This window comes from Corynebacterium oculi, from assembly GCF_001412105.1.
Lineage (GTDB): Bacteria > Actinomycetota > Actinomycetes > Mycobacteriales > Mycobacteriaceae > Corynebacterium > Corynebacterium oculi.
In genome coordinates, this window is record NZ_LKST01000001.1 from 265,961 (window position 1) to 289,576 (window position 23,616).

General features: G+C 62.9%; 20 protein-coding genes, 1 tRNA gene and 1 other RNA gene. 13 read left to right on the plus strand and 9 right to left on the minus strand.

Features of this window, described 5'->3' with window-relative positions; all coding sequences use genetic code 11:
* Positions 1-48: 48 nt before the first annotated feature.
* Complete coding sequence (locus Cocul_RS01290; RefSeq protein WP_055121509.1) at positions 49-393, plus strand: hypothetical protein; 345 nt, start codon at positions 49-51, stop codon at positions 391-393.
* Here the strand turns inward: Cocul_RS01290 and Cocul_RS01295 are convergent.
* The 3 genes from Cocul_RS01295 to aceE form a co-directional block, all read right to left on the minus strand.
* Positions 348-1,187 (minus strand): HAD-IIA family hydrolase, encoded by an 840-nt coding sequence (locus Cocul_RS01295; RefSeq protein WP_055121510.1) that lies wholly within the window; start codon positions 1,185-1,187, stop codon positions 348-350. The two genes, Cocul_RS01290 and Cocul_RS01295, sit on opposite strands and share 46 nt — an antisense overlap.
* 20 nt (positions 1,188-1,207) lie before the next feature.
* Complete coding sequence (locus Cocul_RS01300) at positions 1,208-1,507, minus strand: acyl carrier protein (RefSeq protein ID WP_055121511.1); 300 nt, start codon at positions 1,505-1,507, stop codon at positions 1,208-1,210.
* A gap of 66 nt (positions 1,508-1,573) precedes the next feature.
* Positions 1,574-4,312, minus strand: a complete 2,739-nt coding sequence (gene aceE / locus Cocul_RS01305; protein ID WP_055121512.1) for a pyruvate dehydrogenase (acetyl-transferring), homodimeric type — start codon at positions 4,310-4,312, stop codon at positions 1,574-1,576.
* 282 nt (positions 4,313-4,594) lie between these two features.
* On the opposite strand from aceE, the gene Cocul_RS01310 reads away from it, so the two are divergent.
* The 3 genes from Cocul_RS01310 to Cocul_RS01320 all read left to right on the plus strand — a co-directional run bounded on the left by Cocul_RS01310 (position 4,595) and on the right by Cocul_RS01320 (position 6,005).
* Entirely contained in the window at positions 4,595-5,005 is a 411-nt protein-coding gene (locus Cocul_RS01310) for a DUF3052 domain-containing protein (RefSeq protein WP_150114297.1), read from the plus strand.
* Between the two features lie 102 nt (positions 5,006-5,107).
* Positions 5,108-5,180: transfer RNA gene (locus tag Cocul_RS01315), tRNA-Val, on the plus strand.
* Between the two features lie 576 nt (positions 5,181-5,756).
* Positions 5,757-6,005: a hypothetical protein gene (locus Cocul_RS01320; RefSeq protein WP_055121514.1), complete on the plus strand. Its 249-nt coding sequence runs from the start codon at positions 5,757-5,759 to the stop codon at positions 6,003-6,005.
* A gap of 197 nt (positions 6,006-6,202) precedes the next feature.
* On the opposite strand, the gene Cocul_RS01325 is transcribed toward Cocul_RS01320, so the two are convergent.
* On the minus strand, positions 6,203-7,603 hold the full coding sequence (locus tag Cocul_RS01325; RefSeq protein WP_082422102.1) for an FtsX-like permease family protein: 1,401 nt from the start codon (positions 7,601-7,603) through the stop codon (positions 6,203-6,205).
* Positions 7,600-8,286 (minus strand): ABC transporter ATP-binding protein, encoded by a 687-nt coding sequence (locus Cocul_RS01330; protein WP_055121515.1) that lies wholly within the window; start codon positions 8,284-8,286, stop codon positions 7,600-7,602. Before Cocul_RS01330 ends, Cocul_RS01325 begins: the two co-directional genes overlap by 4 nt.
* 133 nt (positions 8,287-8,419) lie before the next feature.
* Here Cocul_RS01330 and Cocul_RS01335 point away from each other — a divergent pair, with 133 nt between their 5' ends.
* A complete protein-coding gene (locus tag Cocul_RS01335) occupies positions 8,420-9,145 on the plus strand; it encodes a sensor histidine kinase (protein ID WP_055121516.1) in 726 nt (241 codons plus the stop codon).
* Positions 9,142-9,792, plus strand: a complete 651-nt coding sequence (locus Cocul_RS01340) for a LuxR C-terminal-related transcriptional regulator (protein WP_055121517.1) — start codon at positions 9,142-9,144, stop codon at positions 9,790-9,792. The genes Cocul_RS01335 and Cocul_RS01340 overlap by 4 nt, the downstream gene beginning before the upstream one ends.
* On the opposite strand, the gene Cocul_RS01345 is transcribed toward Cocul_RS01340, so the two are convergent.
* Both Cocul_RS01345 and Cocul_RS01350 read right to left on the minus strand, forming a co-directional pair.
* Positions 9,789-10,724 carry an SURF1 family cytochrome oxidase biogenesis protein gene (locus tag Cocul_RS01345; RefSeq protein ID WP_069723536.1) on the minus strand — a complete coding sequence of 312 codons (936 nt, stop codon included), beginning with the start codon at positions 10,722-10,724 and terminating at the stop codon, positions 9,789-9,791. The genes Cocul_RS01340 and Cocul_RS01345 overlap by 4 nt on opposite strands.
* Before the next feature lie 38 nt (positions 10,725-10,762).
* Positions 10,763-11,263 (minus strand): low molecular weight protein-tyrosine-phosphatase, encoded by a 501-nt coding sequence (locus Cocul_RS01350; protein WP_055121518.1) that lies wholly within the window; start codon positions 11,261-11,263, stop codon positions 10,763-10,765.
* Between the two features lie 117 nt (positions 11,264-11,380).
* Here Cocul_RS01350 and Cocul_RS01355 point away from each other — a divergent pair, with 117 nt between their 5' ends.
* From Cocul_RS01355 to rnpB, 4 genes are all read left to right on the plus strand, one after another.
* Positions 11,381-12,247, plus strand: a complete 867-nt coding sequence (locus Cocul_RS01355; protein ID WP_055121519.1) for a Nif3-like dinuclear metal center hexameric protein — start codon at positions 11,381-11,383, stop codon at positions 12,245-12,247.
* An 11-nt stretch (positions 12,248-12,258) separates the two neighbouring features.
* Positions 12,259-12,984 carry a zinc ribbon domain-containing protein gene (locus Cocul_RS01360; RefSeq protein WP_055121520.1) on the plus strand — a complete coding sequence of 242 codons (726 nt, stop codon included), beginning with the start codon at positions 12,259-12,261 and terminating at the stop codon, positions 12,982-12,984.
* Positions 12,981-14,141, plus strand: coding sequence for a bifunctional RNase H/acid phosphatase (locus tag Cocul_RS01365; protein ID WP_055121521.1), 1,161 nt, complete (start codon positions 12,981-12,983; stop codon positions 14,139-14,141). Before Cocul_RS01360 ends, Cocul_RS01365 begins: the two co-directional genes overlap by 4 nt.
* 51 nt (positions 14,142-14,192) lie before the next feature.
* Positions 14,193-14,610, plus strand: an RNA gene (gene rnpB / locus Cocul_RS03955) — RNase P RNA component class A.
* A gap of 12 nt (positions 14,611-14,622) precedes the next feature.
* Here the strand turns inward: rnpB and Cocul_RS01370 are convergent.
* Complete coding sequence (locus Cocul_RS01370) at positions 14,623-15,891, minus strand: galactokinase family protein (protein ID WP_055121522.1); 1,269 nt, start codon at positions 15,889-15,891, stop codon at positions 14,623-14,625.
* Between the two features lie 150 nt (positions 15,892-16,041).
* On the opposite strand from Cocul_RS01370, the gene Cocul_RS01375 reads away from it, so the two are divergent.
* Complete coding sequence (locus Cocul_RS01375) at positions 16,042-16,224, plus strand: SPOR domain-containing protein (protein ID WP_055121523.1); 183 nt, start codon at positions 16,042-16,044, stop codon at positions 16,222-16,224.
* 51 nt (positions 16,225-16,275) lie between these two features.
* Here the strand turns inward: Cocul_RS01375 and Cocul_RS01380 are convergent, their stop codons facing one another.
* Positions 16,276-17,928: a CYTH and CHAD domain-containing protein gene (locus Cocul_RS01380; protein WP_055121524.1), complete on the minus strand. Its 1,653-nt coding sequence runs from the start codon at positions 17,926-17,928 to the stop codon at positions 16,276-16,278.
* 1,064 nt (positions 17,929-18,992) lie between these two features.
* Here Cocul_RS01380 and Cocul_RS01385 point away from each other — a divergent pair.
* Together Cocul_RS01385 and Cocul_RS01390 are read left to right on the plus strand one after the other, a co-directional pair.
* Complete coding sequence (locus Cocul_RS01385) at positions 18,993-20,336, plus strand: glutamine synthetase family protein (RefSeq protein WP_055121525.1); 1,344 nt, start codon at positions 18,993-18,995, stop codon at positions 20,334-20,336.
* A gap of 50 nt (positions 20,337-20,386) precedes the next feature.
* Positions 20,387-23,551 carry a bifunctional [glutamine synthetase] adenylyltransferase/[glutamine synthetase]-adenylyl-L-tyrosine phosphorylase gene (locus Cocul_RS01390; protein WP_055121526.1) on the plus strand — a complete coding sequence of 1,055 codons (3,165 nt, stop codon included), beginning with the start codon at positions 20,387-20,389 and terminating at the stop codon, positions 23,549-23,551.
* Positions 23,552-23,616 lie beyond the last annotated feature (65 nt).

The window sequence follows — 23,616 nt, forward strand, 5'->3', positions numbered from 1 at the left end:
GCCGCCTCATGCAAGGGCGGCATAAATTGTGCCGAAGGAACCCACACAATGACCACACTCTTGCTCGATACCCCGGTGGAGTCCTTGGCAGAGGGCTCCACGGAGATTTTTCATGGCGTTCTTAGCATCGAGGCCATGCCCAGGGCCCTGCGGCCCAGGGTCGAGGCCCTCATGGTGGAATGCCTGCTCAGCCAACCCCCGGCCGCGCAGCCGGGCGTCGATCCCCTCGACGCCCACTGGTGTACCCGATGGGGCAGGGCTGGCCTCGGCATCGTGCGCTGCCGCGAACCCCTGACCGCCACGCGGGAGGAGTTCCAACGCTTCGAGCGCGCCCTCGTGGCGCTGGCTCAGGCGGAGGGATTTTCCGCCTCGGTGGATCCCGCGGAGGCGTAGAAGCTGCCGTCCCCGAAGGGATCGTCCCAGCAATCGGCCAGGTCAGCCACGGAATCCAGAACCCTGGTGGGGCGGTAGGGGTAGCGGTTAATCTCCGAGTCATCGGAGATGCCCGAGCGCACCAGGATGGTGCGCATTCCCGCTTCCAGCCCGGATCGCATGTCCGTATCCATGCGATCGCCGATCATCACCGTCCGCTCGGAATGCGCCCCGATGGTGTTGAGCGCCGAGCGCATCATCACCGGGTTGGGCTTACCCACGTAATAGGGCTCCTGGCCGGTGGCCGCCGTGATGAGCGCGGCCACCGAACCCGTGGCCGGCAGCAGCCCCTGCGGGGCGGGGCCGGTGACATCGGGGTTGGTGCAGATGAAGCGCGCACCACCCAGAATGAGATTGATCGCCGTGGTGATCGCCTCGAAGGAATAGGTGCGGGTCTCGCCCAGCACCACAAACTCCGGATCGTTATCGGTGAGGATCCATCCGGCCTCGTGCAACCCGGTGGTCAACCCGGACTCCCCGATCACGTAGGCGGTGCTTTCCTTCTCCTGGCTCCTGAGGAAGTGCGCGGTGGCCGTGGCGGAGGTCCAAATGCGCTCGGCGGGAATATCCAACCCGGTGTTGCGCAGCCGTGCCGACAGATCACGCGGAGTGTGGATCGAGTTATTGGTGAGCACCATGAAGTTGACGTCATGGTCATAGAGGGCCCGGAGGAAGCGATCCGCGCCGGGGATCATGTCTCCCTCTTTGATGAGCACGCCGTCCATGTCAGAGAGATAGGAAATATGGGCAGTCATGCGTCCCATTGTGCTCTTTTTTATCGGGAAGTGTTATCCAGAAAATCCACCACGTCCCCCACGGTCTCAAAATCGGCCACGGTGCGTCCCTCTAATTCCACACCAAAGGCCTCTTCCGTTCGCACCGTGATTTCCACCAAATCGAGGGAACTGGTGCCCAAACCATCGCGCAGCCGTGTGCTTGGCTGAATCTCCTGGACGTCGCGCCCGGTGGCCTCCGCCACGATGAGGGCCAACCGGGCCAGGGTGCCCTCTGGTTTCTCCTTTTCCTGCGTTTCCGCCCCGAACTTGGCGGCTAATTGGTCGGCAAGGTTTCCCATGCTTTCAAAATTATAGCGGGAGATTCTTTCCCAAAAATCTCCCGCTATCGGCACCTCACGGCGGCGCTATGCCCGCGTGGGGTCGTCGAGGTGGAACCGCTCGGCGGCGTCGGCGGCCACCTGCATGTCGATCTTGCCCTCGCGGGCCAGGCCGATGAGCACGGCCACCACCACGGACTCCGCGTCGATGTTGAAGTACCGTCGGGCGGCCGGGCGGGTATCGGAGAAGCCAAAGCCGTCCGCGCCCAGAACGAGGTACTCGCCGGGAACGTAGGCCCGGATCTGTTCCTGCAAATCCGTGGCAAAATCAGACACCGCCACGTACGGTGCGGAACCCTGCCGGAGCTGCGTGGTGGCAAAGGGCTCGGGGTGCTTCCCACCCGGGTGGCGCAGGGTCTCCTTGTTGATCCTGGCGCCCTCGCGGGCCAGTTCCACCCAGGAGGTCACGGAGAACACGGAGGCCTTCACGTCAAAGTCCTCGGCCAGGATCTCCTGCGCCCGCAGCGCGGCCTGCATGCCGATGCCGGAGGCCAAGATGGAGGCATTCAGGGACCCCTTGGTGCCGCGATCGTAGAGGTAGATGCCCTTGTGCAGGCCCTCCACGTCCAGATCCTCCGGCTCGGCGGGCTGCGGAATGGGCTCGTTGTAGATGGTGAGGTAGTAGATGACATCCTCGCCGCGGTCGGGGCCGTACATACGATCAATGCCCTCGCGCACCAGGTGCGCTACCTCGTAAGCAAAGGCGGGGTCGTAGGAGACCACGCCGGTGTTGGTGGAGGCCAGGATCTGGGAATGGCCGTCCATGTGTTGTAGGCCCTCGCCGGTCAGCGTGGTGCGTCCGGCGGTGGCGCCGAGGAGGAAGCCACGGGCCATCTGATCCGCGGCGGCCCACACGGAATCGCCGGTGCGCTGGAAGCCGAACATCGAGTAGAAGATGTACAGAGGGATCATGGCTACGCCCTGGGTGGCATAACTGGTGCCCGCCGCGATGAAGGAGGCCATGGAGCCGGCCTCGTTGATGCCCTCGTGCAGAATGTGGCCGTCGGTGGCCTCGCGGTAGGAGAGCATGAGGTCGTGATCCACCGGCACGTAGTTCTGCCCGTGCGGGTTGTAGATCTTCATGGTGGGGAACCAGGAGTCCATGCCGAAGGTGCGGGCCTCATCGGGAATGATGGGCACCAGGCGATCCTTCAGCCCCTTATCGCGCATGAGTTCCTTGAACGTGCGTACCAGGGCCATCGTGGTGGCCACGGCCTGCTTGCCGGAACCCTTACGCACCGAGCGCAACTTATCAATCGGGGGAACCGCAAGCGGCTCGTAGGACTCGCGGCGCTCCGGGAGGTAGCCGCCGAGTTCCCGGCGGCGCTCCTTCATGTACTTGATCTCCGGGGAATCCTCACCGGGGTGGAAGTACGGGGGCAGCTTGGGGTTCTTTTCCAGCTCCTCATCGGAGATGGGAATGCCCTGCTTATCGCGGAAGAGCTTGAGATCGTCCAGCGTGAGCTTCTTCATCTGGTGGGTGGCGTTGCGGCCCTCGAAGTTATGGCCCAAGCCGTAGCCCTTGATGGTGTGCGCCAGGATCACCGTGGGGCGATCCTTGGTCTCCAGGGCGCGCTGGTAGGCGGCGTAGATCTTGCGGTAATCGTGGCCGCCGCGGCGCAGCGCCCAGATCTGATCGTCCGTCATGTCCTCGACGAGTTTAAGGGTGCGCGGATCGCGGCCAAAGAAGTGCTCGCGCACGTACGCGCCGTCGTTAGCCTTAAACGTCTGGTAATCGCCGTCCGGCGTGCTGTTCATGATCTCCACGAGCGCGCCTTCTTTATCCTTTTCCAGCAGCTCGTCCCACTCGCGGCCCCACACGACCTTGATGACGGACCAGCCCGCGCCCCGGAAGAAGGACTCCAGCTCCTGAATGATCTGGGTGTTGCCGCGCACCGGGCCGTCGAGGCGCTGCAAGTTGCAGTTCACCACGAAGGTGAGGTTATCCAGGTTGTTCAGGGCGGCCTGCTGCAAGAGGCCGCGAGACTCCGGCTCGTCCATCTCGCCGTCACCGAGGAAAGCCCACACGTGCTGCTGGGAGGTGTCCTTGATGCCGCGATTGTGCAGGTACCGGTTGAACCTCGCCTGGTAGATCGCGTCCATCGGGCCCAGACCCATGGACACGGTGGGGAACTCCCAAAAATCTTTCATGCCGTGCGGGTGCGGATAGCTGGGCAAGCCGCCCTGCTCGCGGGAAACCTCCTGGCGGAAGCCGTCCAGGTCATCCTCGCTGAGGCGGCCCTCCAGGAAGGCGCGGGCGTACATGCCGGGGGAGGCGTGCCCCTGGAAGAACACCTGATCGCCGCCGCCGGGATGATCCTTGCCGCGGAAGAAGTGGTTGAAGCCCACCTCGTAGAGGGGGGCCGCGCCGGCGTAGGTGGAGATGTGCCCGCCCACGCCGATCTCCGGGCGCTGGGCGCGGTGCACCATGATCGCGGCGTTCCAGCGGATCCAGCGGCGGTAGCGCTTCTCAATCTCCTCGTCGCCGGGGAACTCCGGCTCGGAGGAGGTAGGGATGGTGTTCACGAAGTCCGTGGAGAGCAGCGGGGGAAGCTGGACGCGCTTTGCGGATGCCCGCTCCAGGAGGCGGAGCATAAGGTAGCGCGCGCGATCGGGGCTGGAGCTATCCAGCAGTCCATCGAGGGAGTCCATCCACTCGCGGGTCTCCTCAGGATCGGAGTCATTCAGGTAGGACGCCACGCCATCGCGGATGAGGGCGAAGTTGGTGTCCTCCGTCGGATTTCCGCTGAGATTGCCCTCAGCCATAGGTAAACCTCCTGGGTTTGTTCAGGTCTATTACAGGCGTGCTTCGCGTTCAGGGTTGCCTTAACGTGCGAATAGCCACGCACCTTTACCCAAGTGTAGTGATAAGGCCGGGTGCGTGCCGCAGAGGGACGGGGCTGAAATGGGGAGAAAATCGGGCGAAGGCTGTATCCTGCTTGCAAAGAGCAGATTGTGCCCGGAGATGCCCTCCTCACCCGGTGAGCGGCGGCACCACCGGGGGACAGGAACGGGAGGAATATCACAGTGGTGGACGCTCCGGGCGTTATGAACAAAGACGTCCAGGACTACGCTCAGCGCCTTGGCATCCAGCAGGGCACCGTTATCCAGGAAGTGGGCTGGGACGAGGATTGCGATAGCGCGATCTCCGAGTCCATCGAGGATTTTCTGGGGGAGGCGCTGCTGGACGAGGACACTGACGAGATCTGCGATGTGGTTCTGCTGTGGTGGCGCGAAGAGGACGGCGACCTCGTGGACGGGCTGGTGGACGCGGTGCGTCCGCTCTCCGACAACGGGCGGGTGTGGTTGCTCACCCCGGGCGCGGGGCGCTCGGGCACCGTGGAGCCGGGGGTGATCGCGGAATCGGCGCAACTTTCCGGGTTGGTGCAAACCAAGGCGGAGCGCCTGGGGCAGTGGCAGGGATCCTGCCTGGTGCAGCGCGGATCCACGCGCAAGTAGCCCGCGCATCGTCTCCACATAGCCACTGTGCTATAGTGTATCGAGTTGCCTGAGCGCCGTGACATACGGCCGCGCGCAGCTTTTGCTGCCTTTTCAGGTTTGGCGTCTTTAGCTCAGTTGGGAGAGCAGCTGGTTTACACCCAGCAGGTCGGCGGTTCGAGCCCGTCAGGACGCACGGATGAAACGCAAGGTCAGGGGCGGTTTCCCGGAAAGGGGCCGCCCTTGATTCAATTCTATTCATGCTGCTCGTAGTCTCGTACTGCTTTTCGCGGGAGCTGGTTTCGCAGGGGGATCCGGGGCGGGGTTTAAGTAAAGAAATGCGTACTTGATTGGCATGAGGCCGTGGAAGTAGGACGACAGAAGTATGACATCAGTCCTATTTTTCCCTTGTTACGGTGCGAGTCACCGCAGGCCTTCCCTGCCGCCATTCACGCCGCGCTCAGCGCTCCTGCGATCCGCCTCGCCGGCGGAAAGGCCCTGGTGAAAAGGAGAAACATTAAGAATGCCCCCTAGATCTTGAGCGATGAACAGAGGCGATACCACCAGCGTGAGCGGCCACATCGGGCCACGATGGGTGCCTTGGAGGGGACATTCGTCTCTTTTGCGCCGCGCAATACTTCCCCGGCGCCGTATCCCCGGCGTTCCTCCCCTTTTGCTTCCCCACAGGTTAGGTTATTCTTATCCGCGCATGGTGGGCCAAGCCATAGAGGTGCTGGTCACACGCTCGTTGTTCTTTGAGAAAGGATCTTCCATGAACCTGAAGCGCAAGTTTGCCGTTTCCGTTGCCACCGTGGCCATCGCCGCCACCGCCGCTATCGCCCCGGCCACCGCCGACACCGTGGTGGGCCAGGATCGTCCGGCAACCGGCCAGCAGGACGTTGTGGCCACCAAGCCCGCCGACGATCAGAAGGAGCGCCTGGAGGCTGCCGAGAAGGGCGTGGATCTCTTCGCCAAGGTCGTTAAGACCATCGCCGACACCGTGGCTCGCTTCGTGGGCTAAAGCCTTCGCAGAGGCATAGGGCCTCCCCAGGGTGCATCGCGCTCGGGGGGAGGCCTCATTTTTATGCGTGCGCCCTGCACGAGTCGCCTTGCATGAGTTGTCGTGCACGATTCGCCGTGCGTGGGCCTGGCCCTTGGGAGCAGGACGCGAAAACCGTGCGCCCTGCGTTGGAGGCCCGCGTGCAGTCCCGCGCCGGCCTAATCGTTGCGTCTGGTCTGCCTCGCCAGCACCCGCGTGCGTAGCGGCTCGGCCGCCAGGAGAGCAAGGAAGGTAAGTGCCCATCCCGCGACGAGAAATCCGAGCGAATGGCCGATGCGCGCAGGCATGTCCATTGATTCCGATGCGGTGAGCATCAGGGAAGCCAAGCCCGCTCCGCAGCAGAATCCGAAGGCTCCCACGAGGAAAGCAGGGAGCATCACCTCAATGAAGGATGTCCGAGAGAGGAAGCCACGGCGCACGCCGATGAGGTGCAGCGCTCGGGAGAGCGCGGCGGACTCAAAGACCTCGCTCGCCTGTCCTAAGAAGATAGAGGTGCTGGTGATGAGGAAGCCAAAGAATAGGGTGAGGATTGCGCCGGTACTGATATCGCCAAAGATGAGGTCGATTCTCGGATCCTCCCGGAGAGCCTGGGTCAGCTCGTCCTCGACGAGGGGAGTGATGATGAGATACCCGGCGAGGAAGCCGAAGAAAGCGATGGGTGAACTGCGCTTCCATGCCGCCTTCGCGTTGCCGGATATGCGCCGGCAGGCCACCAGGTGTGCGGTTCCGGGCAGGAGGGCGAGCATCCGTGCCGCCACCTGAAGCAGGTAGGGGGCCACGATATTCACGCACAGGATGAGGAAGAAAAGGAGCGCGATCGCGCTGAGCATCACGTCTGCCTCGGAATGGGTGATGTCCAGCCTGCGCAGTACCAGGGCGGTGAGGAGGAAAACGGCGAGGAAAACAATAAGCCGCCATCGTCGCAGCGCCGCGGGCATATTCTGGCGGGCCACCCCCAGCGGGGTGACGCGCACGCGCTGCATGCCCGCGAAGGCGGCCCCGAGCGCGAGCAGGAGAAGAATCGCGGACACGGAGAGATAGCCCCACCACGGCAGCAGAATCTCGTGGAGCGCCACGGGCCGTTGCTGGAAACGAAAGGACGTCAAGGCCGGTGCGCTTAAGAAACTCAAGGCCAGACCCAATCCGATCCCAAGGATCGCCTGGAATCCCGTTTCCACCACGGTGATCCGGGTCACGTCGCGGGAGGAAAGCCCCAGCAGCCGGAGGGCGGCCAGGCGGCGTTCACGCCCCGCGGCGCCCAGAACTGCGGCCTGGGCGGTGAGGCTAAAAAGAGCGGGCAGGATAAAGGCGCAGGAAAAGAGCGCGAGGAAGAGCCAGTTAAGGGGAGGGAGTTCCTCGCGGACAAGCACCGTGGCTTCCTCGGGATGCTGAGCGCGCTGCCAAAACATCCAGGTTCCCCCGGCCACGAGGAACGCCACGGTGGCACTCACGGTGAGGGAGAGGAGCGCCAGGAGGGGCAGAAGCCAGGCCCCGGTGCGGGATCGGAGGCCTGCCTTGTGCAGATCGAGGGTAAGGCGTAGGGCCACGGTGGTGGTCACTGGGCACCTCGCAGCACACGGTCGTCGTGGATAATGCCATCGCGGATTTCCACGCGCCGCTCCATCCACCGCGCCACTTGGGCGTCGTGAGTCACCATGATGAGGGTGGCTCCCGAGTGTTGTACGAGGGCGCTGAGCATCTGCATGACCTCGTGGCCCGTGCCCTGGTCGAGCGCTCCGGTGGGCTCGTCGGCGAAGATGACGGCGGGTTTGGTCACCAGCGCGCGGGCGATCGCCACGCGCTGCGTCTGGCCGCCGGAGACCTCCGCGGGGCGGCGCTGGGCGATGTCGCCGAGGCCGAGCTGGTCGAGGAGGCGCTGGGCGCGCGTGCGGGCCGCGCGCCGGGTGAGCCCGGTGAGGAGGGCCGGCAGGGCGATGTTCTCCAGGTTGGAGAGTTCCGGTAGGAGTTGTCCGTCCTGGAACACAAAACCATAGTGCCGCAACCGCAGGCGGGAGCGCTGGTGATCGGGGAGGGAAGAGACGCGGGTATCGCCAAAGCATACGTCGCCGTGCGTGGGAGTGAGCACCCCGGACATGCAGTGCAGGAGGGTGGATTTACCGGATCCGGAGGGGCCCATGATGGCGACGGTCTCTCCGGCGTTGACGGTCAGTGATACGCCGGAGAGAACATCATGGCCACCGTAATTCTTGGTGATGTCTGAAACTCGGAGTGAATGGGTCATGGCTTTTATTTCATGCGACGGTGCGGGGAGAAACCAGAGTGCTGGCAATGAAGTTCGGGGTAGTGCTGGCAATACCCCCATTTTTACCCTCGCATTAGTGTGGTAAACCAGATCGGCCCAAAGGAGGGAAAACATGCCGTGGTGGCGGGGAAGGCAGAAGAAAAAGCCGAGCGCGGAGGGCACGCACGAGCAGCGGCAGGCGGCAAAAATAGCGGAATTGACGGCCTCACGCAGGGCCATTGCCGACGCCTACGAGGTGGAACGCCAGCGCATCGAGCGCGACCTCCACGATGGCACCCAGCAGTACCTGGTGGCGGCCGCCATCAAACTGGGGGAAGCGGAACTCGACGCCCACGGGGAGACGTTAGCCCTGGTGCGCGCCGCCAAGGCAGACCTCGACGCCGGCCTGGCCGCCCTGCGCTCGACGGTACGCGGGGTACACCCGCAGGTACTGAGCGATTTCGGGTTGAGTGCCGCGGTGCGCGACGCCGCCGCGAACTATGGGCCGCACGTCAGCGTGCACACTCCGCACCATCTTCCCGATCTTTCCCCCAGCGTTTTAGCCTCGGGATACTTCTTCGTGGCGGAGGCGCTGACCAACGCCGCCAAGCACGCCCCCGGAGCCCGGGTGAGCGTACTCGTGGCTTCCGACGCCCACCTGCGCATCAGCGTGGTCGATCACGGCCCAGGCGGAGCGACGCTGCGCGCGGGGCACGGGCTCGACGGAATGCGTGAGCGGCTGGCGGCCTTTGGCGGAACGTTTAGCCTCATCTCGCCCCAGGGCGGCCCCACCAAGGTGTGCTGCACGATCCCCCTGCTGCTCGAACGCGGGCAAAGCGGAGTGCAGGAACCCGCATGAGCCTACGCATCGTTCTCGCCGATGACTCCGCCCTCCTGCGCGAGGGGATGGCGGGACTCCTGGAACGCCGAGGCCACAGCATCGTGGGCAAGGCGGCCACCGGGCCGGAAATAGGGGAGGTACTCGGCGGGATCGCCCTGCCGGATGTCCTCATCACGGACGTGCGGATGCCGCCCACCATGGCCGATGATGGTCTCAGGGCCGCCGTGTCCCTCCGCGCGCGATACCCCGAGATGGCGGTGATGGTGCTGAGCCAATACGTGGCCCCCGCCTATGCCGTGGAGCTTTTTGCCCATGCCACCAGCGGCACGGGATATCTGCTGAAGGATCGCGTGTCCGACGTAGCGGATTTCCTCGCCTCGCTCGCGGTGGTGGCCCAGGGCGGCACGGTGATCGATCCCACGGTGGCCAGTGCGCTCATGGCCTCCGGGCGCAGCGGTCTGGGGGAACTCACCCCCAGGGAACGCGAGGTGTTGGAGTTGATGTCGCGTGGGCAATCCAACCGGGATATTGCGCGTAGCCTGGTGATCTCCGGGGCGGCGGTGGCAAAGCACGTGTCCAATATCTTCAGCAAATTGCGCCTTGACCCGGCGGAGGAAAACCGGCGGGTCAAAGCCATCCTGGAATACCTTTCCGCGCGCGGTTAACCCCCGTAGCGATCCTTCATGGTGGGGGAGTCGCCCGAGGCCTGCCCATCATCCCACAGCTGCTCCTGGAAGCGTTTGCGGCGCTCGCGACGGGAAAGCCGGGGCTGATGATCGTGCGGGGTGTCATCGGCGCTCGCGTTCATCTCCGCGGCCTCTGCCTTGGCGCGGCGGCGTTCCCGCGTCTCGGCATAGATGAAGTAACCCAGGCCCAGGGGAGCCATGACGCCAAAGGCGATCCATTGCAGCCCATAGGAGAGGTGCGATCCGCGGTCAAGCTTGGGAATGGGCATGGCGGCGATCTCGCCCGGCTCCCCCTCGGTGAGCTGAACGTAGTCCCGCGCCAATTCCTGCCCCGTGGCCTGGGCGATCTGCTCGGTGTTGATGCCGTACACCTGCATGTGGCCAGCCTCCTCGAAGGGCTGGCGATCCGGCGTGGCCTCGTTGAGGCGCGCCACCCCCGCGATGCTGACCTCCGTGGCGGGAGCGGGCTGATACTCGGGCACCCCCGCCCCGGTGGTGGGTTCAAAGCCGCGATTAACCAGGTAGGTGGTGCCGTCGGTGGCGCGGAATGGGGTGAGCACCTGCACGGCGGGGCCGGAATCGCTGGCCCTCATGCGCAGCACCGCTTCCGCCTCGGGGAGGTAGCGCCCGGTGAGGGTCACCCGGCGCCATTCGTCGGAAGGCGCGAGGGTGCCGTGGTCAAAGACCTCGGTGACGGGCAGTGGATCGTGAGCAAAGGCCTCAGCGATGCGCTCGTTGCGCTCGACGATGTCGGAATCTTTGCCGAGTTGCCAGGGGGCCAAAAAGGTGAAGGCAAAGTAAGAAAACACCACGATCACCAGGGCAGAGATAATCCACCCGGGCTTGAAAAACACGCGCCACAGAGGGCGGCGGCGTTGCGCTCCGTAACGATCCTTCACGGTTGTGCTCACGCGGTTAAGCCTAGCCGAGAGCCCGGGCGGGGCTCGGATCAGGAGACCTCATCGCGGCGCGAGCGCACCCAGTCGAGCATGCCGGGTAGCGCGGCCTCGATCTGCTCGTAACAGGAGCGAAAACCTTCCTGCCCGCCGTAGTAGGGGTCGGCCACGGACGCCTCCTCGGGAGATTGCGGGTCAAAGCTGCGCAGCAGGCGCACGCGCTCGGCGGGGATACCGTGCTCCGCGATCAACCGGGAGCGATGCCCCGTATCAAGGGCCACGAGTAGATCTGCCCGAGCGTCATCGGGCCCATATACGCTGGCGCGCAGGGCCGAGCCGTCATGCCCGTGCGCGGCGAGTTCCGCCAGGGTGCGCGCATCCGCAGGCTCCCCCTCGTGCCAGCCGCCGAGCTCGCAGGAGGTGACGGTGAGGCATTCGCCCATGCCCGCCTGCGCGGCGGCGTCGCGAAGCATCACCTCTGCCATCGGAGAACGGCAGATATTTCCGGTGCACACAAAGTCGATATGTAGGTGCGGGCCTTCTGCCTGGGTCATGCTTCTCCTTCCGATGGAAAATGGGTTATACCCTCACCAGTGGGGCAGAAGAATACCTACACTGTGGAGAATCAGGAAGGCCACCGGCCGTATCAGCAGCGCAGGAAAGGACGCACCATGAATCATGTGAATAATGCCACGGTGAGGGAATCGGGTTCCGCGATCACCGTGGGCGAGGTGCGCGCCGCGCTCGAAGCCGCTTACCCGCCGCACCTCGCAGAAAGCTGGGATCGCGTGGGGCTCATCTGCGGAGACCCGCAGGCCCCGGTGGACACGGTGGCCTTTGCCCTCGACTGCACGCAGGCGGTGGCCGAGCGCGCCGTGGAGATGGGGGCACAGATGCTCGTGGTGCACCACCCGCTCCTGCTGCGCGGGGTGCACAGCGTGGCCGCCGATACCCCCAAGGGCAGGGTGATCCATACCCTGATCGCCGGGGGAGTGGCGCTCATGGCGGCACACACCAACGCCGACTCCGCGCGCCCCGGCGTCAATGATCGCCTGGCGGAGCTGGTGGGCATCACCCCGGGCCGCCCCATCAGGCCCACCGACCCGCACGCCGAGCGGCTCGATGAGGCCACCGGACTGGGGCGCATTGGCACCCTGCCCGCCGCCATGCCGCTGAAGGATTTTGTGCAGCAGGTGGCGAACGCCCTCCCCACAACGGCGTGGGGCGTGCGCGCCGCGGGCGATCCAGAACAGATGGTGCGTACCGTGGCGGTCTCCTCGGGCTCGGGGGATAGCTTTCTCGACGCCGTGCGCGAGCTGGACGTAGACGTGTACGTGACCTCTGACCTGCGCCATCACCCGGTGGACGAGTACCTGCGCGCCGGGGGACCCGCCGTGATCGACACCGCGCACTGGGCCAGCGAGTTCCCGTGGACGCAGCAGGCCGCGCAGATCGTGGCGGATCGGACGGGACTGCGCACCGAGGTCATTGACATTCGCACCGACCCGTGGACACTCTCCGCGCACCCGCAGGGGTAAAAAGGACAGATATGAAGCTCAGCAACTCTGAACAACGCGCCCTCCTGGAACTGTCCACCCTGCTCCGCTCCGCCGCCGTGGTGGGCAGCCGCCCGCAGCGCAGCGCCGAGGAAGAAGAAGTAGAGAGGCTGCGTGCTGAGCGCCAGCGCCTCTCCACCGCCGCCGCCAGCGCGCGCATGGCCGTGGCGGACATGGAGGCAGAAATCCTGCGAATCCAGGATGACGAGCGTAAGTTGCGCAAACGGGAGCGTGAGGACAAGCGGGAACTCGGAGCCACCGAGGACGAGGAGCGCCGCCGTGACCTGAAGCACGATCTCTATTCCGCCAAGTCCCGCATAGCGGACCTGATGAGCGAGCTCCAGGAGGCGCACAACGAGATCCACGCCCTGCGCGCCAACAGCGATGTGCACGAGGAAAAGCTCAAGGATCTCAACGGGCGCATCGAAGCCGCCGAGCAGGCGGCCGTGGGCAGCACCCCCCAGAGCCAGGAGGAAACCCGGCGGGCCCGCGTCCGGGAGATAGAAGAGACGCTGGGCGAGGAGGCCGTGGCGGAGTTTTACCGGCAGCGCGAGGAAAACGCCGTGGGCGCCGCAGCCTTCAACGGGCGCTCCTGCGGGGGCTGCTTCATCGTGCTTCCCGCCGCGGATCGCTCCGAGATCACCCGCGCCCCCGTCGAGGTGGTTCCGCAATGCCCCAACTGCGGCTCCTACCTGATCCGGCAGGGGAGCGCCTCATGAAGGTATGCCTGGAGGCAGACGGCGGTTCGCGCGGCAACCCCGGCATCGCGGGCTCCGGCAGCGTGCTTTACGACGCCCACCGCACCACGATCCTGCGCGAACAGGCTTACGTGGTGGGGACGTCCGCCACGAACAACGTGGCGGAATACTACGGGCTGCTCATCGGGCTTGAGGCCGCCAGGGACTACGGTGCCACCGAGGTGGCGGTGTACATGGACTCCAAACTCGTGGTGGAGCAGATGTCCGGGCGCTGGAAAATCAAGCACCCCGATATGCAGAAATTGGCGCGGAAGGCCAGGCGCGTGATGGACACCTTTGACAAGGTGACCTTCCAGTGGGTGCCCCGAGAGAAGAATAAAAAGGCCGACGCCCTCTCCAACGTGGCGATGGACGCCGCCGCGCGCGGGGAGAAACCAGGCATGGTGAAGGACACGGGGGCGGTGCCCCTCGCCGGGGCTTCGCCGGACTCTCCAGCCCCGCCCTCTCCCGCCCCGGCTGCGGGGCCAACTACCGTGATGACATGGCTCAACCCGGAGCGCAAGCCCACCACCAGGTTCATCCTGGTACGCCACGGGGAAACGGAACACACCGTGCGCGGGTGCTACTCCGGGCAGAGCGACCCCGACCTCACGGAGAGAGGGACAGCGCAGGCGAAGAACGCCGCCGCCGTGGTGCGCTCCCTGGTGGGGGACTCCACGCCGGTGATTATCTCCTCCCCCCTGGCTCGTGCCCGCCACACCGCGCAGCAGGTGGCGCGGGTGGTGGGGGGAACGGTGGAGGTGGAGAATGCACTCATCGAGTTGGATTTTGGCGATTGGGACGGCAAGGAAATCGCCAGGGCGCAACAGGAAAACCCCAGGCTTCACGCCGCTTGGCTCAACGACGCCGCGATCGCTCCACCCGGCGGAGAATCCCTCGATGACCTGCATCGACGCGTCGCGCAATGGCGCCAGAGGATGCTGGAGGATCATGAGGGTGCCACGGTGGTGGTGGTCAGCCACGTGAACCCCATCAAGTCCCTTCTGCGCCAGGCCCTCGACGGCGGGCCGGAGTTCTTCCACCGAGTCTTTGTGGAGATCGCTTCTGTTTCCGTGGTGGAGTTCATGGGAGACCGGGGCCTCATCCGGGGCATCAACATTGGACGCGCCGGATGCTAACCAGCGGCCTTTTTGCTTCGTGGCCGAGGGAGTATCCTTAACAATCGCGAATGAGTCGATCGGGCGAACGCGACGAGGCGAACCACCCACCCGTGTGGGCAGGCGCGCCGCCGAGGAAAGTCCGGACTCCACAGGGCACGGTGGTTGCTAACGGCAACCCGGGGCAACCCGCGGGAAAGTGCCACAGAAAGGAGACCGCCCGCGCCGAAGGCGCGGGTGAGGGTGAAAGGGTGCGGTAAGAGCGCACCGGCGGGGCAGGTGACTGCCCCGGCCAGGTAAACCCCACCGGGAGCAAGGCAACGAGGGGCACCACGAAGTGCGCCGGGAGCGGATGATTGAGGGCTGCCCGCCCGAGTCCGCAGGTAGCTGCTTGAGGCGATCAGCGATGATCGACCCAGATGGATGTTCGCCGCCACCTATCCGCAGCGGTGGGAGGAGACAGAATCCGGCTCATAGATCGACTCATTCGCCCTTCTTGGGCTTATCCCTCTTGGGCCTGCGCGATGTCACCAGGGCGCAGTACCACGATCTCCCGGGTGGTTGCCATCCTTTCGCGGAGTGCCTCGGCCTCTTCCGCCCCCACCAATACCGTGACCCATTCGGAGACGCCGGCCCGCGCGAGACGCACACCGGAAGCCCCCCGACGCAGGCACTCCCCAACAAGACCCGATGCGGCCTCCCCATAGGCCTTGGCGACAGCCTCGCGAGACTCGTTGAGCAGGGCCGGTACCTCGCCCTCGCGCCGCCCGCGCAGCAGGGACACAAGCCGGTGGCTTCGGTGGGTTTCCTCCTCCCAAAAACGCAGCAGGGTGGCGGCCTCCTCCACGGAAGGATAGCCCTGCGGGCCGTGCACGGCGTACACCGCTTTGAGCCAATCGAGAACCCGTGGCGTGGAATCGGGGAGCAGCCGCAAACATTCCGTGCCAAAAGCATGGGCGGCATCCTCGATGAGGCGTCTCCGCGCTAAAACCGCCGCATCTTCGGGAGAATGCGGCGATTCTGCGGAGGGAGCCGGGCGCGGAGTATCCCTGGGCTTATCTGCGCCCTCATGCACGAGGTTTGTGGTGCTCTCGGCTCCGCCGGGAGCGATGCCCAAAGCCACGGTGCGCGGGGAATGAAGCGGGGGAGTCTCGGTGACCGAACCATCGGAATAATCCACCATGCAGGGTCGGCCCGATACCCCCCGCAACGCGGCGATGTGGCGGGCGCGCAAAACCTGCGCGCCAGGAAGACTCCGCACCGCCTGAGTGCACACCGAGGCCAATCGAGCGCGCGAGGGAGACTCCGCAAGCGGATGGGCCTCGGGATAAAGAGCCAACCCCAACGCCGCATCAAAGGAATGAAGAGCACCCAGCCCAGAACCAAGAGGAACATCGGAGCACACGGTGAGGTCAAAACCGGAGGTATCCCGGCTGAGCATTTGCCGCTGGATCAACGTGACGATCAGTCGTGCCGCGCGCGCGAGTAAACCAGAGTGGGAGGTTGAGTGCCGAAAGCGAGCGGTTTCCTGCGCGATGGGGAAACCCGCAAAATCACCGCGCACGGAGAGCATTCCGTCCTTCCGGGGGCTAAGAACAACCGCGGTGGCCAGGTCGAGCGGGGCGATCACCACAGTTCCTCCGAACTCATCGGTGTGCTCACCGACGATGCACCAGGTACCAGGGGCCGTGGCCCCCATGCTGGGGGGCACACCCAGCTCGCGGCGGTGAAGCGCCCTGGCACGATCCATAACCGAGGTGGATTGCAGCATATTCGCGATGGCTCCTGGTGAAACGAGAACGGTAGGGGACGAGGATACCGATAGTCTAGTGACCGCTTAGGTTATAGCCTTGAGCGCAGTGGAGCACTCCCCGCCCCACGAGAATCGCTGCAAGGGCAGCATAGACAGGAGAGCAACACCGTGCAGGAAAAAGAAACACAATGGTTCTACCACCCGGCCACCGGCGAGGTAACTCAGGGATTGAACGGATCGTGGGAAGATCGCATGGGCCCCTATGCCACGCGGGAAGAGGCCGAGCGCGCCCTAGACAAGGCCGCCCAACGCAACAGTGCGTACGACGCCCAGGACGAGGACTGGGATTAAACCGAGTTAATCGAGGCTGCTGCTACCTTAGGCCACGCTAGTCACTCCGAGTCACGCTATGGACTGCTTGAAGCGCTTGTACCCAGATTTCACCGAGCGGTGACGCTGATCAATAGTTCGGAGAACCTTCCGGGAGCGTTCCCGCTCCGCCTGATACAACAGCCCGTAAGCGAAGGTATCTTCCCCACGCCCGGCGGCCTGGCGGGCTCGCTTGAGGATCAACTCGCAGACGGAGACGGAGTACTGGGCTTCAAGCAGCGTATCCACGAGCTTCTTCGATTCCTTGGATAGCCGGCTGGAATCATAGGGGGTGAACTCTAAAGCCACGCGCGATACCGTGCGCAGGCGCTCCGCCACCCTGTGCATCTGAGAGAGATGGGCCTCATACTCGGACTCGGTGACCTCGGGATCGTCAAAAACCTCAAGCGCTGAACTGCGGAGATTCTTGAAGTCCATGTATCCCCGCTTTACCGCACGCACGATGATGGCCGTAGCCTTGCGCCGTTCCATCCTTCCGGGCAACGGGGGATCGGCCAGAAAGTCGTCGAGTGTATCGAGCATAGTGAGATACCGCTCCGAGTCCAGCGCTGCCCCTACACGGTAGTAGGCTCGCTTTTTCCTGGAATCCACATCGTGCTCTAGTCGTTGCCGGGCTTGACGGTCAATGAGTTCCGTGGCATCAGCGTCTAATAACGAATGCACCTGCTGGGCCACGGCGTCGGCGTCACAGGCGCGGTGCAATACCACCGTGAGTTGCTTTAATTCCGCCTCAATATCCGAAGCCGTGGCGATGCGATTATCCCAGCGCTCATGATCGAAAAGCTCGGTAAACATGTTAAGAACACTCCTCAGATCGCGGACAGCGTTCAGCATGGTGCGCACAGAACGGCGATCGCCTCGGCGCGCGCCGGGATCTTGCTCCACCAAGGAGTCCCGAGTGGCGATCAGGGCGTGGAGAACACCGGCAAATGCCTCATCGCGGTCATCGTATTTACGGAAAACGAGGGGAGTGGGCGGCGCGGGGGCCAGTGCGAAGCTCTCCCCCAGGGCGGTAAGTAACTTGGAGGGAGAATGAGAATCCACCGCGCCAACGGTAGTAAGTTGCTCATCGGCGGATTCAAGTATTTGCCGACCTAGCTTTGTGGAGGCGAGAGATTCGGCCAGTTCAAATTCCCACTCGCGCCAGTGGCGTGGCTCCGGTGATGCCTCGGGAAGGAGAGACCACGCCGTGACGCGATCATCGCAGAAGTCCGCTACGGCGCTGCCGTCCTCGGCTTGGAGCGTGGACTCCACACGGAGGTTATCTACCTGCGCCACGGGAATGAGCTTGTGATCTCGCACCACGGCGCGCACGTGACTGAGCAATTCGGCGGGGACGGCGTCGGTGTTGTTGCCGATGGGGCTCGATGGGGCGTGGGCGGCCGAAGCTTCTTGGCCTAAGGTCGTGCTTATCTCTAGCCGCCCGCTGCCGGTATCGGGGAGTTTGAGATGCCAGCCGTCATCTTTCCCGCCGGTCCGCCGCCTCAGCGTGATTTTAGAACGGGTGAGCCGAAGATCGCGGGTGTCATAGTAAATGGCAGAGAGTTCGTATTGCTGCGTCGCCTGGGTGGAATGGACGTTCAGGATCTTGGTGAGATCCGGCACGGGATCGTCCGCGCCTACGGAATACTTGGCCTCTACCTCAAGAAACTGTGTGGTGCTCATGGGGGTCATCCTCCAACATGGTTGAAAATGGTGCAGTGATCTCGTAGCGCTCTATGGTCTCATTGCATTTTCTCTGTGGCATGGGGCGCTATGCCGCACCACAGATTGCTGACTCCAGGGTAGCCACGGAGCCACGGAGAGCATCCTCTGCGGCGGTCATTCCCTCCTGGTATCCGCGAATATTCGTGGGGTGGGAGGGCAAAAGGCAGGGTTGGGTGAGGGGAAGGATCTGAGATAGGCGCTGGGCATAGCCGAGCATGAAGCTTGGCTTATAAGAACGCGGGAGCGGTGAAAGGGAGCGCTCTGATTGTGCTTGGGAGAGGAGTTGGTGTTGATGCTCATTCAAACGATGGAAGAGCGCCATCGGGCCGCGATGTCTGCCAACGGGCGTGATTAAAGTGGCGATGCCTTGGGGGCTGAGGAGAAAAGCCTGGGCGCGATGGGCCTGTGCCACGACGCGGAGCAGGAGAAACTGGTGCCGTACCCACGGTCCATGAAGATAGACGCGAGTAGAAACATCGGGTGGAAAATCGTGTGGATGGTTAAAGGTGACGCATGGGGGCGGGGCGAGGATCGCGCGATCAAGGAGGGGAGAAACCCTTAAAAGGCGCGTGGACTCAGGGAAGAGAGACCGCAGTTGTGGGAGGGCAGAATTGGTGGAGCCACTGCTCATCAGGTGATGCTTCCACCACGAAGCGACAGGACGAGACACGGCGGTATCACGATGAATCTGGGCAAAGACGGTGGGGAGAGGGCGGACGACGTCCTCTCGGCCGATGTGGCGGAGGTCGCGCGCCGTCCAGCCGTTGCGGGCTGCTTCCTGTAACAGAACAGCGGAGTCGATCATGTGTTTCTCCTTTGATCTCGGGTAGACGTATCCAGGTTGGTGTTGAGGTCATCTTGCTGGTGATATGAGCGACGATAGAGGGTGGCGTGAGGGACTTACCCCCATCTGTTCGAAAATTTATTCCCCTAACCGGGCTGAGCGGCACCGATACTGCGTGGCGCGTACCCCCAGGGGCGGGAGCATGTGCCGTGGCGCAGTCGATGGCTAAGGTAGTGGCATGAACAGCCAACAAGAGTTCGTGCTGCGCACCGTTGAGGAACGCGACATCAAGTTCATCCGCCTGTGGTTCACGGATATTCTGGGATACCTCAAATCGGTTATGATGGCCCCTTCGGAGTTGGAGAGCGCCTTTGAAGAGGGAATAGGCTTTGACGGCTCCGCCATCGAAGGATTCTCGCGGATCTCAGAGGCGGATACCATCGCCCTCCCAGATCCCTCCACGTTTCAAATCCTTCCCTTCGACGAAGGGGCGGAGGTGCAAACCGCACGAATGTTTTGCGATATTTCCATGCCGGACGGGCAGCCCTCATGGAACGATCCGCGCCAGGTGCTGCGCAGGCAGGTTCAGCAGGCTGCGGACGAGGGCTTTACCTGCATGATCTCCCCGGAGATTGAGTTTTATCTATGCACGAACACGGCGCAGGAGGACGCCGATCCTCAACCCAAACCCACGGATAACGGCGGCTACTTTGACCAGTCCACCAGGAATGCGACTCCCAAGTTCCGCGGGCAGGCCATGCTGGCCCTGGAAGCCGTGGGGATCGCCACGGAGTTCTCCCACCACGAAACCGCTCCCGGACAGCAGGAAATTGATCTGCGTCATGCAGAGGCCCTCACGATGGCGGATAACGTCATGACCTTCCGCTACCTTATGAAGCAGGTGGCGCTGCGCAACGGTGCGCAGGCGACGTTCATGCCTAAACCATTCCAGCAATGGGCGGGTTCCGCCATGCACAGCCATATCTCTCTTTTTGAGGGCGATAGCAATGCCTTCCATGATCCCGATGCGGAATACTCGCTATCACACACGGCCAAACAATTTATCGCGGGGGTGCTGCGTCATGCTCCGGAAATCTCTGCGGTAACAAACCAGTGGGTGAATTCCTATAAGCGCATCATCTTTGGCGATGAGGCCCCTACTGCGGCCACCTGGGGGGTGTCTAACCGCTCTGCGATGGTGCGGGTGCCCACCTACCGACTGACAAAGGAAGAATCGCGCCGAGTGGAAGTGCGCAGCATTGATGCGGGCTGTAACCCGTATCTTTCTTATGCTGCGTTGCTGGGAGCGGGCCTCAAGGGTATCCGGGAGGGGTATGAATTAGGCGATCCCGCCGAGGACAATATCTCCCGATTGACGCGGCGGGAGCGCAGGGCGATGGGTTATGTGGATTTACCATCAAGCCTGGATCAGGCTCTGCACCGCCTGGAGGAATCGGAACTGATGGCGGAGATTCTCGGGGAGAGGGTGTACGAGTTTTTCCTGAGGTCTAAGTGGCGGGAGTGGAGAAACTATCAGGAGCAGATCACCCCGTGGGAATTGCGCAGTAATTTTAATTATTAGATTACATCATCCGTAGGGCCCTGGCATACTGATTCTGTGAAAGGGAAATAATGGCGTTATCGAATCCCCGTGTTTCTATCCCCACCCCCGCTGTTTTAGGTCTGAAAGGGACCCGTGCGGCGGAAGATATAGGCCATGTGGGTTGGGATAATCAGGATTCCCTTGACGTTCTTTGGGCACTAGCGGGCTCGGGAGATCCCGACCAAGCTCTTAATATCCTTGTTCGCTTGGTGGCTGCTCTGGAGGGTATTGGTGAGGCTGAGGCCTTCCATCGAGCGTTGCGGGAGAACCATGCGTTTCGCATCCGCCTGATGGCCTTGGTGGGCGGATCGGTGGCATTGGGGGATGACTTGGTGGCGCACCCTGAGTCATGGAAAGAACTCCTTGGCCCCCTGCCTAGCAGGGAAGAAATGCTGAGAGGGCTACTTGAGGTGCTCGATGCGGTCCCCGCAAGTTATGGCCCCGCGAGCAATGGGGAGGATCTGGAGAAGCCGGACCCCGCTTGCTCGGATTTGAGTAGGGTGGGTACGTATCGGGCGAGGTTGGCGGATGCGGAGACGCAGCGCCGATTGAAGGAGCGGTACCGTCTTTTCTTGATGCGGATTGCCGCCCATGATCTCGCGGGAACGTACCCATCGACTAAACGGCAACAGGGACTAGAGCCGATCCTCTTCGAGCGGGTCACGGAATTACTTTCCGATCTTGCGGATGCGGCCTTAACCGCGAGTTTAGCTATTGCCGTTGATAATGTTTATGGAGATTCCCCCCTTGATGCGCGCTTGGCTGTTATCGCACTAGGAAAGTGTGGTGCTGGTGAACTTAACTATATTTCCGATGTTGATGTCATATTTGTGGGAAGTGATGTTACCCCGCGTCTGACTCGATTGGCGGGAGAGTGTGTGCGGATCGGCTCGCGTCACTTTTTTGAGGTAGACGCTAACCTGCGCCCGGAGGGACGTTCTGGTTCCTTGGTGCGCACCGTGGACTCGCACTGTGCTTATTACCGGCGATGGGCGGAAACCTGGGAGTTTCAGGCCTTATTAAAAGCACGTGTGCAGACAGGGTATCTGCCGCTGGGTGAGGAATACCGGGAGAAATTAGCTCCCCTGGTATGGTCCGCTAGCCAGCGCGATTCCTTCGTGGAGGACGTCCAGGCCATGCGTCGTCGCGTGTTGGACAACGTCCCGGCAGAGATGCGGGACAGGGAGTTAAAACTCGGCCGTGGTGGCTTACGAGATGTGGAGTTTGCGGTGCAGCTTTTGCAGCTGGTGCACGGGCGCTCTGATGAATCGTTAAGAGTACCGGCCACCGTGGCGGCCCTTCGGGCTTTGGTGGAGGCGGGGGCCATTGGGAGAGAGGACGGGCAGGGGCTTATCCAGGCGTATGAGTTTCTGCGTCTTTTGGAACATCGCTTGCAGTTACACCGCTTGCGTCGCACTCATACGCTTCCGGAGGAAGATGATCGCGCGGCGATGACGCGCTTGGCGCTTACCTCAGGCTATGGGGCGGTGGAGGGGAAATCCTCGGTAGATAATTTGCGTACCACCCTGCGTCGTGTCCGTTTCCTTATTTTGGGGTTGCACTCCAAATTGTTCTATCGCCCGCTGCTTAATTCCGTGGTGAATATGTCGGTGGACACGCTGAAGCTTTCTCCCGACGCCGCAAAGTTGCAGCTCGCAGCGCTGGGGTATCGTTTCCCGGAGCGTGCCTTTGAACATCTCACGGCCCTGGCTTCGGGGGCCTCGGGAGCCAGCCGTAAATCTAAAATCCAGGCGATGCTGTTGCCTACGCTGATGGACTGGCTTTCTCAAACGGCCGATCCCGATGCGGGATTGCTTAATTACCGTAAACTCTCCGATGCCGCCTATGAGCGCAGCTGGTTTTTGCGTCTGCTTAGAGACGAAGGCGTGGTGGGGCAGCGGTTGATGATGATTCTGGGTTCCTCGCCTTATACGGCCGCTCTCATCATCTCCTCTCCTGATTTTGTTAAGGCGTTGGGAGACGGGGCGAGCGGGCCGAAGATATTGGATAAAGCACCGGGTACGGTGTCCTCTTCCCTGGTTGCGGCGGCAGGGCGACATCGTGACCCCGATAAGGCTATTGCTGTTGCTCGTTCCCTGCGCAGGGCGGAGCTGGCGCGGTTGGCCTCAGCGGATTTGCTGGGCATGATGGACGTGCGCTCGGTGTGTCGGGGGCTGTCGATGGTGTGGAACGCGGTACTTGAGGCTGCCCTCCAAGCGGAGATTCGCAGCAGGCTGACGGAGGGAAAGACAGCGGAGGGGCAGGGGAGGGCTCCGGCGCGCATTGCTGTCATCGGGATGGGGCGCCTGGGGGGTGCGGAGCTCGGTTTTGGCTCGGATGCCGATGTGATGTTTGTGGCGGAGCCAGAGGAAGGACACGATGAGCACGAGGCACTGCGTTGGGCGTCAAGCGTGTGTGAGTCCATGCGGTCGCGGTTGGCCAAGCCTTCTGGTGATCCCCCGCTGGAGGTGGATTTGGGACTGCGCCCCGAGGGGCGCAGCGGAGCGGTGGTGCGTTCTATCTCCTCGTATCGGCGTTATTACTCCTCCTGGGGAGAGGTGTGGGAAACGCAGGCCCTCTTGCGAGCCACGGTGGTGGCGGGTGATAGGGAGGTAGGAACGGAGTTTCTGCATATGATCGATGAATTCCGTTACCCCAAGCAGGGTATTTCTCCCGCTGTGATCCGGGAGGTTCGGCGCATGAAGGCTCGCATTGATGAGGAGCGGTTACCGCGTGGCGCGGATCGGAATACGCACACGAAGCTGGGCCGGGGTGCGCTCACGGACATTGAGTGGACGGTGCAATTACTCACGATGCTGCACGCTCATGAGTATCCCGCGTTGCACAATACCTCGACGCTGGAGGTATTGGAGGTACTGGAAGCAGAGGCGATTCTGCCGGAGGAGCAGGTGCGTATATTGCGCGAGGCATGGTTGGAGGCCACGAATGTACGCAATGCCTTGGTGCTGGTTCGGGGTAAGCGCACGGATCAGATTCCGGGCCCAGGGCCGCAGTTGGCCCAGGTGGCGGGCGCTGCGGGGTGGGACCCCGCGCATTATCAGATGTTCCTGGAGGATTATTTGAAGAAGACGCGGCGCGCGCGTCGGGTGGTGGATCAGGTGTTTTTTTTGGGGGGAGGCATCCATGCGGTAGCGGGTAAAATCAACCAAAAGAACGATGGTAGGTATGGGTAACCTAATTTAGTCTCAGTGGTACTCCATGACCGCGTGGTGCCTGGCTTGGAAGCCCATCGCGCGGG

What these genes read in the sequence shown, in the direction of transcription:
- Cocul_RS01350 (WP_055121518.1), bottom strand. Translation starts at nt 11,263, where the DNA reads ATGACCCAGGCAGAAGGCCCGCACCTACATATCGACTTTGTGTGCACC.
- Cocul_RS01295 (WP_055121510.1), bottom strand. Translation starts at nt 1,187, where the DNA reads ATGACTGCCCATATTTCCTATCTCTCTGACATGGACGGCGTGCTCATC.
- Cocul_RS01390 (WP_055121526.1), top strand. Translation starts at nt 20,387, where the DNA reads ATGGCGTTATCGAATCCCCGTGTTTCTATCCCCACCCCCGCTGTTTTA.
- Cocul_RS01290 (WP_055121509.1), top strand. Translation starts at nt 49, where the DNA reads ATGACCACACTCTTGCTCGATACCCCGGTGGAGTCCTTGGCAGAGGGC.
- Cocul_RS01365 (WP_055121521.1), top strand. Translation starts at nt 12,981, where the DNA reads ATGAAGGTATGCCTGGAGGCAGACGGCGGTTCGCGCGGCAACCCCGGC.
- Cocul_RS01385 (WP_055121525.1), top strand. Translation starts at nt 18,993, where the DNA reads ATGAACAGCCAACAAGAGTTCGTGCTGCGCACCGTTGAGGAACGCGAC.
- Cocul_RS01335 (WP_055121516.1), top strand. Translation starts at nt 8,420, where the DNA reads ATGCCGTGGTGGCGGGGAAGGCAGAAGAAAAAGCCGAGCGCGGAGGGC.
- Cocul_RS01300 (WP_055121511.1), bottom strand. Translation starts at nt 1,507, where the DNA reads ATGGGAAACCTTGCCGACCAATTAGCCGCCAAGTTCGGGGCGGAAACG.
- Cocul_RS01340 (WP_055121517.1), top strand. Translation starts at nt 9,142, where the DNA reads ATGAGCCTACGCATCGTTCTCGCCGATGACTCCGCCCTCCTGCGCGAG.
- Cocul_RS01320 (WP_055121514.1), top strand. Translation starts at nt 5,757, where the DNA reads ATGAACCTGAAGCGCAAGTTTGCCGTTTCCGTTGCCACCGTGGCCATC.
- Cocul_RS01330 (WP_055121515.1), bottom strand. Translation starts at nt 8,286, where the DNA reads ATGACCCATTCACTCCGAGTTTCAGACATCACCAAGAATTACGGTGGC.
- Cocul_RS01355 (WP_055121519.1), top strand. Translation starts at nt 11,381, where the DNA reads ATGAATCATGTGAATAATGCCACGGTGAGGGAATCGGGTTCCGCGATC.
- Cocul_RS01380 (WP_055121524.1), bottom strand. Translation starts at nt 17,928, where the DNA reads ATGAGCACCACACAGTTTCTTGAGGTAGAGGCCAAGTATTCCGTAGGC.
- Cocul_RS01310 (WP_150114297.1), top strand. Translation starts at nt 4,595, where the DNA reads ATGAACAAAGACGTCCAGGACTACGCTCAGCGCCTTGGCATCCAGCAG.
- Cocul_RS01360 (WP_055121520.1), top strand. Translation starts at nt 12,259, where the DNA reads ATGAAGCTCAGCAACTCTGAACAACGCGCCCTCCTGGAACTGTCCACC.
- Cocul_RS01370 (WP_055121522.1), bottom strand. Translation starts at nt 15,891, where the DNA reads ATGCTGCAATCCACCTCGGTTATGGATCGTGCCAGGGCGCTTCACCGC.
- aceE (WP_055121512.1), bottom strand. Translation starts at nt 4,312, where the DNA reads ATGGCTGAGGGCAATCTCAGCGGAAATCCGACGGAGGACACCAACTTC.